Source organism: Amycolatopsis sp. NPDC031561, from assembly GCF_055580625.1.
The window spans coordinates 656,234-668,614 of the sequence record NZ_JBVILA010000001.1; the positions used below are offsets into that span (position 1 = coordinate 656,234).

Consider the following 12,381-nt stretch of genomic DNA (forward strand, 5'->3'; position numbering starts at 1 on the left):
ACCCAGCACGCCACGTTTGCCCTCCTTCTCAAGCCCGCGTTTTCCGAAAGAGCGCGGCCATGAGGACGCCGAGCCAGACGACGGCGAGGGTGAGCAGCAGGCCGGTGACAGTGTCGGCATCGTGCAGCCCCGGGTTCCGGGCGCCGCCGAAAGGCCGCCACAGCAACGGAACCGCGAGCAGCGTCAGCACCCCCGTGAGGACCGCGCCCGTCTTGACGGGGGTCTTCCAGCGCTCCGGGAGGAACCTGCTCAGCGCGAGCCCGACGGCGCCGACCAGCGGCGCGACCAGCAGGTCGTGCACCAGCGGTCCGCCGGCGAGCCAGCCGAGTGTCCCGAAGACGTCCGGGCGCAGCGGGAACGCGTATTCGGCGAACAGCACCGCGCCCCAGGCGAGCGCGCCGAGGCCGGGCAGGAACAGCAGCAGCCGCAACGTTTTCACAGCGTCTCCAAGCGGGTGACCCATTTCGTCTGCAGGACACCGGGCCGGTTCGGGGCGATGATCCGGCACGGGAAGCCGTGGTCGGCGTCGAGGATCTCGCCGTTGAGTTCCAGTGCCAGCAGGGTGAGCCCGTCCTCGGTGTGCTCGCCGGGCAGTTCGCTGATCCCGTAGATCCCGCCCTTCTCCAGTGAGAACACCCGAACCGGCGTGCCCGGCGTGCTTCCCGCGTCCCGCAACAACTCCGGCAGCGAGACGCCGCTCCAGTGCGCGGACTGGCTCCAGCCCTCGACACACGCGATCGGGAGTTCGGCGGAAGTCCGGGGAAGCGCGCGGAGTTCGGCGAGCGAGTAGGTTTTCGTGCCTTTCGCGGTGACCACCGAAAGGCGCCAGCTCGGGTCGTTCGCCGCTTCCAGGACACCGGCCGCCGCGGCCGTCCGGTTGACCGGCAGGCCCTGCGGCCCCTTGTCGCTTCGCCACGACAGTCCGGAAACGTTACGCAGCAAAGGAACCGTCGCACCCGCCGTCGCGACGACGGCGACTCCCGCGGCCAGCCAGGTCGTGCGGAGGAAAGCGCGCCGCGAGGGTTCGGGTCGCTGGGTGAGCGAGCGGCGGACTATCGGCAGTTTCACCGCGACGTGCACCAGGATCGAGCCGATCGCCACCCACGCGACCGCGTAGTGCAGCTGCGGGAAGTAGAAGTTCCACGGATAGTTCTGCGCGACGTTGAACAGGCCGGTGACGAGTTCGAAGAAGGCGGCCGCGGACAGGACCAGGATCGACAGCCGTTCGAGCGCGTGCGGCAGGGAGCGGATCACCGGCCGTTCGAACAGTTTCGGGTAGACGCTCCAGAGTTTGGCCAGCAGCAAGGGAATCGACGCGATCCCGGAGACGACGTGCGTGCCCTGCGTGACCCGGTACAGCCACGCCGGGCGGCTGGGCCAGCCGAACCACGACGGCGGATGCTGGATGAGATGGCTGATCAGGCCGGTGACGAAGCAGAGCGTGAACGTGACAGCGAGGGCGAGCCCGATCCGGGACGTCACCCGTTGCGAAGGCGGATTCATGCTTTCTCCAGGCAGGCGAACCAGCGGTGGCCGCGGCGGGTGGCCCAGGCGACCCGGAACGCGCTCCGGGCGGCGAGTCCGGCGATCGCTTCGACGCCGACCCACGCCCAGGTGAACCAGTTGCCGCCGTCGGGCCCCAGGCGAACCTGGTCCTGACGGACGCCGCGGCCAGGCGGGTCGAGTTCGACGAGCACCGTCCCGCCGTCCGCGATCAGTTCCGCCATGCGGGTCAGCAAGCGCAGGGGATCGCCGCCGATACCGATGTTGCCGTCGGCGAGCAGGGCGTGCCGCCAGCGTCCCTCGCCGGGGATACGGTCGAAGACGTCCCGGTGCAGCGCGGCGGCGCCCCGGGCGTGGGTGAGGCGTACGGCGGTGGCCGAGATGTCGACGCCGAGCGAGGCGACACCGCGTTCGGACAACGCGGCGGTGAGCCTGCCGGGGCCGCAGCCGACGTCGAGGGTCGGTCCGTCACAGGCGTCGAGGAGGACGTCATCGCCGTCGCAGGGAATGGCCGTCCAGCGGTCCACCGGCAGGTCGACGCGTTCGCCGGTCGCCAGTTCCAGCCAGCAGCGGTGGCCGAGCAGGCCGGGGTCGAAGGCGGTCACCGGACTTCAGCGACCGCTCGGGCGAACCGGCCGCCAGGGATCTCCGCCGCGACGAGACGCGCGTCGGCGACGGTGTCCACATCGGACAGTGTGGGCAGGATACCCGGGCTCAGGCCGATGTCCGCCAGCGCGCGCAAGGTCTGGAGTCCGGTGTCCTCGCGGGACATCGGGACACCCGCGAGAGCCTTGGCGTGCATTGGATCCTGGAGTCCCAGTGCCCACCAACCGCCGTCCTTCGCGAGCCCGAGGACGGAATCCTCGGTTTCCAGGGGGTGCGCGGCCTCGGCCAGGAGCGCGGGGGTGACCTGCGGGGTGTCCATCCCGATTTGAAGCACCGGTTCCCCGGGGCGTCGGGCGTCGGCGTGGGCGTTGACGAGACGGACGTCGAAACCGTCGCCGCGCTGGGGGATCACCTCCGTTTTCCGGAGTGCCGTGACGATTTCCGTGCCGCGAATGGCCTTCCGGAGGTCGCCGGTCATGGCGACGACGACGCGTGCTCTCGGGGTCAGCAGCGCGGCGTCGAGGGTGTCGAGCAGCGAGGCGGCCGCGATCTCGGCGGCCTGTTCCGGTGTCGCGGGCGGGCAGAGCCGCGTCTTCGCGAAACCGGGCACGGGCGCTTTGGCGACGATCAGCAGGCAGAAGGTCATTGGCTCAGCACCCGCCCGAAGTCCCGGGTGGCGCGGAGGGTTCCGCGCAGCGAGCCGGAGACCTTCGACTTCGTGCCCTTGGCACGTTCGCCGTAGGAGACGTCGAACTCGGCGACCCGCCAACCCGCGCGCTGCGCTTTGATCAGCAGCTCGAGCGGGTAGCCGAAGGCGCGATCGGTGACGCCGAGATCCAGTAATGCCCGCCGCCGGACGGCTCGCAGCGGAGCGATGTCGCGAACCGGCAATCCCTTGCGCCGCAAGAGGGACGAGACCAGCGCGTTGCCGGCTCTCGCGTGCCACGGCCAGACGCCGGGGCCGCTGGGCACCCGCCGCCCGACAGCCAGCTCGGCGCCGGCGAGGCCGTCGACCAGCATCGGCAGTTCGGCGAGGTCGAGGGAACCGTCGGCGTCGGCGAAACAGACGACGTCCGCCGTGGCCGCCTCCAGCCCGGTGTGGACCGCGGCGCCGTAGCCGCGCCGGGGTTCGTGGACGACCTTCGCCCCGAGCCCGGCCGCGATCCCGGCGGAACCGTCGCTCGATCCGTTGTCGACCACGATCGCCCGGTAGCGTGCGGGCAGGGCCGCCAGTACCCCCGGGAGGGCACCGGCCTCGTCGAGACAGGGAAGTACGACGTCAACCTGGTCATCGTTCACGCAACGCACGTTAGGTCCGTAATGGACGGACGAGAACCCTTGTGGTGCTTACCGAATCCTGACGTCCGCGAAGTTCTTACCGAGTTCTGACGGACCTTGTTCCAAGGCCGCCGCGGCGCGGGAACACGGTTATGGTGCCGGTGATGCCCACTGTCACCGCCCCTGTCCGCACGGGTCGCCGCGCCGACCTGATCGCCGTCGCGCTGGCGATGCTCGTCGTCGCCGCGGCGATCGCCGTCGGCCTCTACTACAACCGCCCCGGTTCCGGCGTGGTGATCTACGCCTTCGCGCCGCCGCTGTTCGGGCTGTGGCTGCCGCATGTCGGTCCGGGCTCGGTCGCCGCCGTCGTGCTCGCGATCCTCGTCGTCACCAAAGGTCCCTCGCTCGCCGCACGGCTGCGCTGGCGGCCGCTGCTCGCGCTCGGCTACGGGGCCGCGCTGGCGTGGACGTTCTCACTGGCGATGATCGACGGCTGGACCCGCGGTTTCACCGGCAGGCTCACCACGGAACACGAGTACCTGCACGAAGTCCCGGGGATCACCGACATCCCGAAGATGCTGAGTGGGTTCTCTTCGCGCATCCTCGACTACCAGCCGGACTCGTGGACGACGCACGTCTCCGGGCATCCGCCGGGCGCGACCCTGGTCTTCGTCTGGCTCGACAGGCTCGGCCTGCACGGCGGCGCTTGGGCTTCGACGTTCGTCGTGCTGGTCGGCTGCCTGGCCGTGGTCGCGGTTCCGGTGACGCTCTCCGCGCTGGGCAGGCAGGACGCCGCGAGGACGGTCCTGCCGTTCGCCGTCCTGACCCCGGGCGCGATCTGGATCGGGGTCTCCGCGGACGGGCTGTTCGCCGGGGTGACGGCGACCGGGATCGCGCTGCTGGCGCTCGCCACGCGGCGGCGGATCCTCGCGCTCCCCGGCGGTCTGCTGCTCGGGTTCGGGCTCTTTCTCTCGTACGGTCTCGTGCTGCTGGGGGTGATCGTCCTGGCCGTCGTCGTGCTGACGCGCCAGTGGCGGATCCTGCTCCTCGCCTTGGCCGGGGTGGCCGCGGTCGTGGTGGCGTTCGCGCTGACCGGGTTCTGGTGGCTCGACGGCTATCACCTGGTGGTCGAGCGCTACTACCAGGGGATCGCGACACTGCGTCCGTACTCCTATTGGGTGTGGGCGGATCTCGCGGCGGTGCTGATCGCGCTCGGCCCGGCCGTGATCGCCGGGACGCGGCGCGCCGGGGCGGCGTTCCTGGGTGAGCCGAAACGGTCGTTCCGCGACCCGGTGGTCCTGATCGTGCTGGCCGCGGCGCTGACGATCGCGTTCGCCGATCTGTCCGGCCTGTCGAAGGCGGAGGTCGAACGCATCTGGTTACCGTTCCAGGTGTGGCTGCTGCCCGCGGTGGCGCTGCTGCCGTCGCCCGGACGGCGGTGGTGGCTCGCCGCGTCGGCGGCCACGGCGCTGGTGGTGAACCATCTGGTGCTGACGAGCTGGTGAGGTGGGCTTCATGACAGAGCAGGGCCGCGTGCTCGTGGTCGACGACGACGAGACCGTCCGGGACGTCGTCCGGCGGTATCTGGAGGTCGCGGGCTTCGACGTCGACGTCGCCGGGGACGGCACCGAGGGGCTGCGGCTGTTCTCCGAGACCGGCCCGGACCTCGTGGTGCTCGACGTCATGATGCCCGGGCTCAACGGGCTCGAGGTGTGCCGTCGGCTGCGGCAGGTGAGCCAGGTGCCGGTGGTGATGCTGACCGCGCTCGGCGAGGAGGAGAACCGGATCGCCGGGCTCCAGCTCGGCGCCGACGACTACGTCACGAAACCCTTCAGCCCCAAGGAACTCGCGTTGCGGGTGGCGTCGGTCCTGCGGCGGGCCCGGATGCCGCGGCCGGAACCGGCTGCCCGTCAGGTCACCGACGGGGACCTTTCGCTGCAGATGACCGCGCGGCAGGCGACCCTCGGCGGCACCGAACTTCCGTTGACCAGCCGGGAATTCGACCTGCTCGCCTTCTTCCTCGCTCATCCCGGTGTGGCTTTCTCGCGTGCCGATCTGCTGGAGAAGGTCTGGGGTTGGGACTTCGGCGACCAGTCCACGGTGACCGTCCACGTGAGACGGTTGCGTGAAAAGATCGAGAGGAATCCGGCGAAACCCGTCCGCGTCGCCACCGTCTGGGGCGTCGGCTACCGGTACGACCCGGTGCGACCGTGATCGGCTCCGGCGAGTCGTTCGGCGAGATGCTGGCGCACGCCTGGCACATCCTGCCGTTCGCGCTGATGTTCGCGGTGCCGGTGGTGCTGCTCGGCGGGCTGGCGCTGTACCTGCTCAGACGCGGTTCGCTGGCCAGCACGATGACGATCCTCGTGCTGATCCCGGTGCTCGCGACGCTGATCGCGGTGCTCGGGATCAGCGGGTTCATGTTCACCCCCGCGCTGACCACGATGACGCTCGTCTGCCTGCTGGTGGCGCTGGTGACGGTGCCCGCGGCACTCGTTCTCGGCCGCGTGATCGCGCGCCGCAGTGTGTGGGAGCGGGAAGCGCGGGAACGGGAGCGCGCGGCCGAGGCGTCGCGGCGTGAACTGGTCGCGTGGATCAGCCACGACCTGCGGAGCCCGCTGGCCGGGATCCAGGCGATGGCCGAGGCCGTCGCGGATGGCGTCGTCGCCGAGCCGATCGAGGTCACCGGGTACGCGCGGCGGATCAGCGGCGAGACCACGCGGCTGTCCGGCATGGTCGGGGATCTGTTCGAACTGTCGCGGATCACCGCGGGCGCACTGCAACTGACCATGGCTTCCGTGCCGTTGCGGGACGTCGTGAGCGACGCCGTCGCCGCGCAAGTGCCGCTCGCCGAGCAGAAACGCGTGCGGATGGTCGAGAACGCCGACGTCTGGCCGGTCGTCTCCGGCAGCGATCCGGAACTGGCGCGGATCGTGCGCAACCTGGTGTCCAACGCCGTGCGGCACACCCCGCCGGACGGGACGGTCGCGGTCCAGATCGGTATCGAAGGCGGCGAGGCGCTGCTGGCGGTCTCCGACGGTTGCGGCGGAATCCCCGACGACGAGATCGGCCGGGTCTTCGACGTCGCGTTCCGCGGGACGACGGCGCGGACCCCCGAACGCGGCGGGCTGGCGAGCGGCGGCGGACTCGGGCTGGCCATCGCGAAGGGGCTCGTCGAAGCTCATCGCGGCCGGATCGGCGTCCGCAATCACGGTCCGGGATGCCGGTTCGAGGTCCGGCTGCCGTTGGCCATGCCCTGACCGTGTCAGCGGCGTGTCACCGCGGTGTCAGCGCGGGCCGCGATCGTTGCCGCCATGACGAACTCAGCGAACACGGCCAAGAAGATGTTCCGGCGGGCGGGGATCACCGCGGTGGCGGCCGCGCTGCTGGCCGGGGTCCTGCCGGGAGTGGCCGCGGCGGATTCCGGGCGGGACCGTCCGGACCTGCGGGCGATGGTCCAGGAGATCGCCGCCTCCGGTTTCGCCGGCGCGCAGCTGCGGGTGAACGACGGGCGAGGCGACTGGACCGGCAGCGCCGGGGTGCGCGAGCTGGGCTCGTCCGCCAAGCCGCCGACGAACGGGCGGTTCCGGATCGGCAGCAACACCAAGACCTTCGTGTCCACCGTCGTGCTGCAACTGGCAGGCGAGGGCAAGGTGGGCCTGGACGCGCCGGTGGCGGGCTACCTGCCCGAGTTCGGCCTCGACCGGCGGATCACCGTGCGGATGCTGTTGCAGCACACCAGCGGGATCGCCGACTACACCGCCTCGATCCCCTTGGGAGGAAAGGACTTCCTGGACAACCGGTTCCACACCTACCGGCCGGAGGAACTGGTGCGGTTCGGCCTCGCCCTGCCGCCGCTGTTCGCGCCGGGAACGGACTGGACCTACACGAACATCAACTACGTGCTCGCCGGGCTGCTGATCGAGAAGGTCACCGGCAACCCGTACGGCGTCGAGCTCCAGCGGCGGATCCTGAAGCCGCTCAAACTGCGCGACACCGTGGTGCCGGGCACGTGGCCCGGCATCCCGGGGCCACACGCCCACGGCTACTACCGCTACGAGGAGGCCGGGCAGTGGAAGACGGTCGACATCACCGAGCAGAACCCGTCGTGGGCCTCCAGCGCGGGTGACCTGATCTCGACCACCAAGGACCTCCACACGTTCTTCGCCGCGCTGCTGGGCAGAAAGCTCCTGCCCGCCCCGCTGCTCGCCGAAATGCGCAAGCCGCACCCCAAGGGCGGATACGGCCTCGGGATGTACGTCCAGGAAACGAGCTGCGGCACCGTCCTCAAGGGCATGGGCGGTTTCCACGGCTACGGGACGCTGATGGCCAGTACGCCCGACGGCAGCAGGACCTACGAGCTGTCCATGACCTACGGCGACTCCGCCGCGGACCTGGGGCAGGCGTACTTCAAGGCGGATCAGCTGCTCACCGACAAGGTGCTCTGCGGCAAGTAGACCGCTGGTCAGAACCGCAGGAAACCCATGTCCGGGAAGTGGGCTGGCGCGATGATCGCGCCGGTCTCTTCCGCTTCGGCGAGGAACCGTTGCCGGGTGCGGAGCGCGAGGTCCGGGTCGACGTCGCCGAGGAAGCTCACTCGCGTGTCCGTCAGCTGCGCGGGCGTGTACAGGACGTCGCCGAGCAGCAGCAGGCGCTCGTCGTCCGCGGTGATGTCGAGGACGTAGTGGCCCGGTGTGTGGCCGGGGGCGTGCCGCGCCACGATCCCGGGCGCGATCTCGACGTCGTCGCCGCTGATCGCCTCGGTCAGGCCCGCGGCGCGGGCGGTCTCCATGCCGACGCGACTCCATTCGCCCGTCCCGGTGGGCTCGATCAGAGCCTCCCAGTCGAGCTGCCCGAAGACGACCTGAGCGCCGGGGAAGGTCAGGTCGCCTTCGGGGGCGATCCAGCCGATGTGGTCGTTGTGCAGGTGGGTGAGGAAGACGGTGTCGATCTCGCCGATCGGACAGCCCGCCTTGTCGAGCGCGGCGGCGAGGTCGCCACCGGTGCCCATCGGCGGGGTGGGATCGCCCTTGGCGGGCGTCATCCCCTTGGGGAAGGCGAACTCGCGCGGGCCGAGGCCGGTGTCGACGAGGATCGTGCGGCCGTTGCCGCGGATCAGGTACGCGCCGGTCGGGACGTGCACGGTGCCGTCCTCGTCGAAGACGTCCGGGTGGGCGTCCGGGTCGAGACCGGGGAAGAACGCGAGCGGCAGCCTGATCAGGCCGTCCCCGAGTGCTTCGATCTCGATGTCTCCGACGGTGATGCCCACCAAAACCCCCAAAAATGCCGATTCCGTTGCCGGGAACGACAACCGGCCGGGGGCGCGGTCTGTTCCCGGTTTCAGAGACCGACCGGTTCCCGCAGCTCAGCGGTGGCGAACCCGGCGATGCCCTCGGCGAAACCGGTTCGAGCGGTGAAGCCGAGCAGCCGCCGGGCGCGGGCCGGGTCGGCGACCACGTGCCGGACGTCGGCGGGCCTCGCGCCACCGGCGATCTTCGGAGCCGGTCCGTCGCAGGCCTTCGCGAGCTCTTCGGCGAGTTCGCCGACGGAGTGCGGCTGCCCGGAACAGATGTTCAGCGGCATCAGGTCGCCTTCGGGGCCGTCGGTTTCCAGCGCGAGGACGTTCGCCCTCGCGACGTCGTGGACGTGCACGAAGTCTCGCTGCTGCTTGCCGTCTTCCAGCACTGTCGGCGCCTCGCCACGCAGGAGCGAGGACCGGAACAGCGACGCGACACCGGCGTACGGGGTGTTCTGCGGCATCCGGGGGCCGTAGACGTTGTGGTAACGCATGGCCCAGACCGTTCCGCCGGTCTGCCGGGCCCACGCCGCCGCCAGATGTTCCTGCGCGAGCTTGGTAGCCGCGTAGGTGCTTCGCGGCCGCAACGGCGCGTCCTCGGGGACCAGCCGCCAGTCGAGTTCGGCGCCGCAATCCGCGCACGCGGGCTCGAAGCAGCCGGCGTCCACATCGGACTGTTTCCGCGGCGACGGTGGGACGATCCCGTGGATGGGGCATTCGTAGCGGCCTTCGCCGTAGACGACCATCGACGAGGCGAGTACCAGTTTCCGGACCTTGGCGCGGTGCATCGCGGCGAGCAGCACGGCCGTCCCGTAGTCGTTGTTCAGCGCGTATGACGGCGCGTCGGACGGATCGACGCCGTGTCCGACGACGGCCGCCTGATGGCAGACCGCGTCGACGCCGTCCAGCAGCTCGGCGACCAGCTCCGTGTCGGTGACGTCGCCGCGCAGGAACCGGTGCCGTCCGGTGTACCCGGGCGGCCGCGACGAACCGTGGGCGGTGCGCAGGAGGTTGTCGAGGACGACGACCTCATGGCCCTGATCGGACAGCAGATCGGCGATATGGGAGCCGATGAACCCGGCCCCGCCGGTTACGAGTGTTCGCACCTTCCCGACGCTAAGGGGGATCCACGGCGACGGCCCCGGATCCGCGGCTCACGTCAGGGAATCGTCACAACTCATGGCCTGCGACACCGCGGGAGCGAAGATCAGCCGAAACCGGATACGGTGTGCCTATGGAACGGAGCGCACAACGGCTGGGCCGCGCACTGGTGGTCATCGTGGACGACCGTGTCGCCCACGGCGAACACGAGGACAACACGGGACCGCTGGTCACGGAGCTGCTCGAAGAGGCGGGGTTCATCGTCGACGGTGTCGTCGTGGTCGAGGCCGAGACGGCCGCGATCCGCAACGCGCTCAACACCGCCGTGATCGGTGGTGCCGATCTGGTGATCACCGTCGGCGGCACCGGGGTCTCCCCGCGCGACCGCACGCCCGACGCGACGGCCGGTGTGCTCGACCGTCCGATCCCGGGCATCGGCGAGGCACTGCGCGCGTCCGGCCTGGCCGCGGGCGCGGTGGACGCGGGGATCTCCCGCGGGCTCGTCGGGGTCTCCGGCAGCACGCTGGTGGTCAACCTCGCGGGTTCGCGCGCGGCCGTTCGCGACGGCATGGCGACGCTCTCGTCGCTAGTGCCGTACGTGATCGACGAGCTTTCCGGACTCGAAGAGGCCTGACCTTTGGCGGACGACGAAGGCAAGCGCCCCGCCGCGGCCGCCCAACGCCGGGTCGACGAGATCTTCGGCGACGTCCTGCCGGACACGACTTCCGACGAGCGAGAGCCGGGGCAACGCGCCCCGGACTCCGACTCGTGGTACCTGGAGAACCGGCCGCCCCATCACGACCGGTGATCCTGGTCAGCCCTGGCGGTTCTGCTGCGCGCGCAGCAGGTCGCGGATCTCGGTGAGCAGCTCGACGTCGGTCGGCTCCGCCGGGCCCGCCTCTTCGCCGCGCTTACGCCGCTCCTGGACGTGCTTGACCGGCAGCACGATCACGAAGTAGACGACGCCGGCGACCAGCACGAAGTTGATCGCCGCGTTGATCACGCCGCCGAAGTCGAGGAACGTGGCGTCGTTCGCGCTGAGGATGTTGAACCCCAGCCCCTTGGCGGCGTCCGAACCGCCGATGGTGTTGATCAGCGGTTTGATCAGGCCGGTCGTGAAGGCCGTGACGATCGATGTGAACGCGGCGCCGATGACCACCGCGACCGCGAGGTCGACGACGTTCCCGCGCATCAGGAAGTCTTTGAAACCCTTGAGCAAGTCGCACTCCTCTTCACCTGGGACGGTTCGCCGACCGTCCCTTTTCCGTACCGGGGGGACGCAGGCGCCCGCCGCCACCGGTGGCAGGCGCGAGCTAGCGGAGGGTAACCGTTATGGACCGTTCCAGCGAGGTGGCGGCGACCCGTGTCGCGATCGCGGAGGGCAGGGAGAGCAGCACCAAAGGTCCCTTGCTCCCCGCGCCGAGGGTCCTCGGTTCGCCGCCGCCCTGCGCGCCGACCGCCGCCACGACGGCCAGGTTGGCCAGCACAGACGCCTCTCGCCCGGCCTCGGCGGCCGCGACGACGTCGACCCGCTGACCCGGCCTGAGCAACTCCGCGACACCGGCGTCGGCGAGCCTCACCGGGACAGTTGAATTCTCTGGATCACCCGTTCCGGGGATGGCCGTGTCCACCAGCCGGACATCGGTCAGCGGCTCACCGGCCCTCGCCGCCCCGACGAGCATCCGCCCCTCGGCCGACGCGGGACTGGCGGCGGCGCCCTGTGGACGGACGTCGTCCGGGAGGTCGACGAGCTTGAGGTCCCCGGCACGCAGCAGCGTCCCGGCGGGGAGGTCTCGGGCGGAGACCACGGTCGCGGTGCCGGGCGTGCCTCGGGCGGAGTCGGGCAGGAAGAGCACGACCAGGCCGCTGAGCAGCAGGGACAGGGCCAGCCAGCGGCGGAGCAGCCGCGCCGGCCTGCCGTGAAGTCTTCGCAGGACGGGCAGATCGTGGAGCACGGGATTCCCCCTCGTCGATCGGTGATGATCTCGACGCTAAGGGCCGGTGCGATACCCGGGAAGAACGAAAACCCCCGGCTGTGGATAACCGGGGGCCTGTGGACAACTCGGGACGTCAGGAAGCGGCGGCGGCCGTTTTCGTCGTACCCGTGGAGGAGGATGCCGAGCTCTTCGTCTCCGACTTGGACTCGGTCTTCGACTCGGTCTTGCTCTCCGACTTGGACTCGGTCTTGGCCGAGGTCGAGGTCGTGTTGGCCTTCGAGTCGCGCGAATCGTTGCGGTAGAAACCGCTGCCCTTGAAGACCACGCCGACCGAGCTGAAGACCTTGCGAAGCGGCCCTGAGCACTGCGGGCACACGGTCAAGCTCGCGTCGGAGAACGACTGCACGGCCTCGAAAGCGTGGTCGCATTCCTTGCAGGCGTATTGGTAGGTGGGCACTGCTGCTCCTTCGTGCATTGGCACTCAGCCGACATGAGTGCTAACACAACACGGTACCGGCGCATTCCGGCGCTGGTCAAACAAGGTTTCCCAAGGTCACATGATGCCCTGGTCACGCGTGATGTCCCGGACCTGCGCAGTGCCGGATCGAGTTGGGGGTCTTGTTCAGGCTACGGGGCGTCTTGAGCCGGGCGATCTCCCAT

Annotated in this window: 16 protein-coding genes; 6 read left to right on the top strand and 10 right to left on the bottom strand. The window is 70.1% G+C overall.

Features of this window, described 5'->3' with window-relative positions; genetic code table 11:
• Positions 1 to 28: 28 nt before the first annotated feature.
• From ACZ5IK_RS03160 to ACZ5IK_RS03180, 5 genes are read right to left on the bottom strand one after another with little or no spacing between them, the layout of a single operon-like run.
• Entirely contained in the window at positions 29 to 439 is a 411-nt protein-coding gene (locus ACZ5IK_RS03160) for a hypothetical protein (RefSeq protein WP_465486327.1), read from the bottom strand.
• Positions 436 to 1,503: a molybdopterin-dependent oxidoreductase gene (locus ACZ5IK_RS03165; RefSeq protein ID WP_465486328.1), complete on the bottom strand. Its 1,068-nt coding sequence runs from the start codon at positions 1,501 to 1,503 to the stop codon at positions 436 to 438. Before ACZ5IK_RS03165 ends, ACZ5IK_RS03160 begins: the two co-directional genes overlap by 4 nt.
• Positions 1,500 to 2,108 (bottom strand): methyltransferase domain-containing protein, encoded by a 609-nt coding sequence (locus tag ACZ5IK_RS03170; RefSeq protein ID WP_465486329.1) that lies wholly within the window; start codon positions 2,106 to 2,108, stop codon positions 1,500 to 1,502. Before ACZ5IK_RS03170 ends, ACZ5IK_RS03165 begins: the two co-directional genes overlap by 4 nt.
• Positions 2,105 to 2,755: a TIGR04282 family arsenosugar biosynthesis glycosyltransferase gene (locus ACZ5IK_RS03175; protein ID WP_465486330.1), complete on the bottom strand. Its 651-nt coding sequence runs from the start codon at positions 2,753 to 2,755 to the stop codon at positions 2,105 to 2,107. The genes ACZ5IK_RS03170 and ACZ5IK_RS03175 overlap by 4 nt, the downstream gene beginning before the upstream one ends.
• A complete protein-coding gene (locus ACZ5IK_RS03180; protein WP_465486331.1) occupies positions 2,752 to 3,408 on the bottom strand; it encodes a glycosyltransferase family 2 protein in 657 nt (218 codons plus the stop codon). The genes ACZ5IK_RS03175 and ACZ5IK_RS03180 overlap by 4 nt, the downstream gene beginning before the upstream one ends.
• Positions 3,409 to 3,539: 131 nt before the next feature.
• Between ACZ5IK_RS03180 and ACZ5IK_RS03185 the strand changes: the two genes are divergently transcribed.
• Genes ACZ5IK_RS03185 through ACZ5IK_RS03200 form a run of 4 tightly spaced genes read left to right on the top strand, consistent with a single transcriptional unit; the run spans position 3,540 to position 7,844 of the window.
• A complete protein-coding gene (locus tag ACZ5IK_RS03185) occupies positions 3,540 to 4,892 on the top strand; it encodes a hypothetical protein (protein ID WP_465486332.1) in 1,353 nt (450 codons plus the stop codon).
• A gap of 10 nt (positions 4,893 to 4,902) precedes the next feature.
• Positions 4,903 to 5,601, top strand: a complete 699-nt coding sequence (locus ACZ5IK_RS03190) for a response regulator transcription factor (RefSeq protein ID WP_101613523.1) — start codon at positions 4,903 to 4,905, stop codon at positions 5,599 to 5,601.
• Positions 5,598 to 6,647, top strand: coding sequence for a sensor histidine kinase (locus ACZ5IK_RS03195; protein WP_465486333.1), 1,050 nt, complete (start codon positions 5,598 to 5,600; stop codon positions 6,645 to 6,647). The genes ACZ5IK_RS03190 and ACZ5IK_RS03195 overlap by 4 nt, the downstream gene beginning before the upstream one ends.
• 54 nt (positions 6,648 to 6,701) lie before the next feature.
• Positions 6,702 to 7,844 carry a serine hydrolase domain-containing protein gene (locus tag ACZ5IK_RS03200; protein WP_465486334.1) on the top strand — a complete coding sequence of 381 codons (1,143 nt, stop codon included), beginning with the start codon at positions 6,702 to 6,704 and terminating at the stop codon, positions 7,842 to 7,844.
• Between the two features lie 8 nt (positions 7,845 to 7,852).
• Here ACZ5IK_RS03200 and ACZ5IK_RS03205 read toward each other — a convergent pair whose 3' ends face one another.
• Both ACZ5IK_RS03205 and ACZ5IK_RS03210 read right to left on the bottom strand, forming a co-directional pair.
• Positions 7,853 to 8,656: an MBL fold metallo-hydrolase gene (locus ACZ5IK_RS03205; RefSeq protein ID WP_465486335.1), complete on the bottom strand. Its 804-nt coding sequence runs from the start codon at positions 8,654 to 8,656 to the stop codon at positions 7,853 to 7,855.
• 71 nt (positions 8,657 to 8,727) lie between these two features.
• The gene (locus ACZ5IK_RS03210; protein ID WP_465486336.1) at positions 8,728 to 9,789 is read right to left on the bottom strand and encodes an NAD-dependent epimerase/dehydratase family protein; all 1,062 of its coding nucleotides are present in this window, start codon (positions 9,787 to 9,789) and stop codon (positions 8,728 to 8,730) included.
• 128 nt (positions 9,790 to 9,917) lie between these two features.
• Here ACZ5IK_RS03210 and ACZ5IK_RS03215 point away from each other — a divergent pair, with 128 nt between their 5' ends.
• Together ACZ5IK_RS03215 and ACZ5IK_RS03220 are read left to right on the top strand one after the other, a co-directional pair.
• Positions 9,918 to 10,418: a MogA/MoaB family molybdenum cofactor biosynthesis protein gene (locus tag ACZ5IK_RS03215; protein WP_005155592.1), complete on the top strand. Its 501-nt coding sequence runs from the start codon at positions 9,918 to 9,920 to the stop codon at positions 10,416 to 10,418.
• Between the two features lie 3 nt (positions 10,419 to 10,421).
• Positions 10,422 to 10,592, top strand: coding sequence for a hypothetical protein (locus ACZ5IK_RS03220; RefSeq protein WP_465486337.1), 171 nt, complete (start codon positions 10,422 to 10,424; stop codon positions 10,590 to 10,592).
• Between the two features lie 6 nt (positions 10,593 to 10,598).
• On the opposite strand, the gene mscL is transcribed toward ACZ5IK_RS03220, so the two are convergent.
• The 3 genes from mscL to ACZ5IK_RS03235 form a co-directional block, all read right to left on the bottom strand.
• A complete protein-coding gene (mscL, locus tag ACZ5IK_RS03225) occupies positions 10,599 to 11,003 on the bottom strand; it encodes a large-conductance mechanosensitive channel protein MscL (RefSeq protein WP_184895823.1) in 405 nt (134 codons plus the stop codon).
• Positions 11,004 to 11,097: 94 nt separating this feature from the next.
• On the bottom strand, positions 11,098 to 11,739 hold the full coding sequence (locus tag ACZ5IK_RS03230) for an SAF domain-containing protein (protein ID WP_465486338.1): 642 nt from the start codon (positions 11,737 to 11,739) through the stop codon (positions 11,098 to 11,100).
• Between the two features lie 115 nt (positions 11,740 to 11,854).
• Positions 11,855 to 12,178 carry an FmdB family zinc ribbon protein gene (locus tag ACZ5IK_RS03235; RefSeq protein ID WP_410600373.1) on the bottom strand — a complete coding sequence of 108 codons (324 nt, stop codon included), beginning with the start codon at positions 12,176 to 12,178 and terminating at the stop codon, positions 11,855 to 11,857.
• Positions 12,179 to 12,381 lie beyond the last annotated feature (203 nt).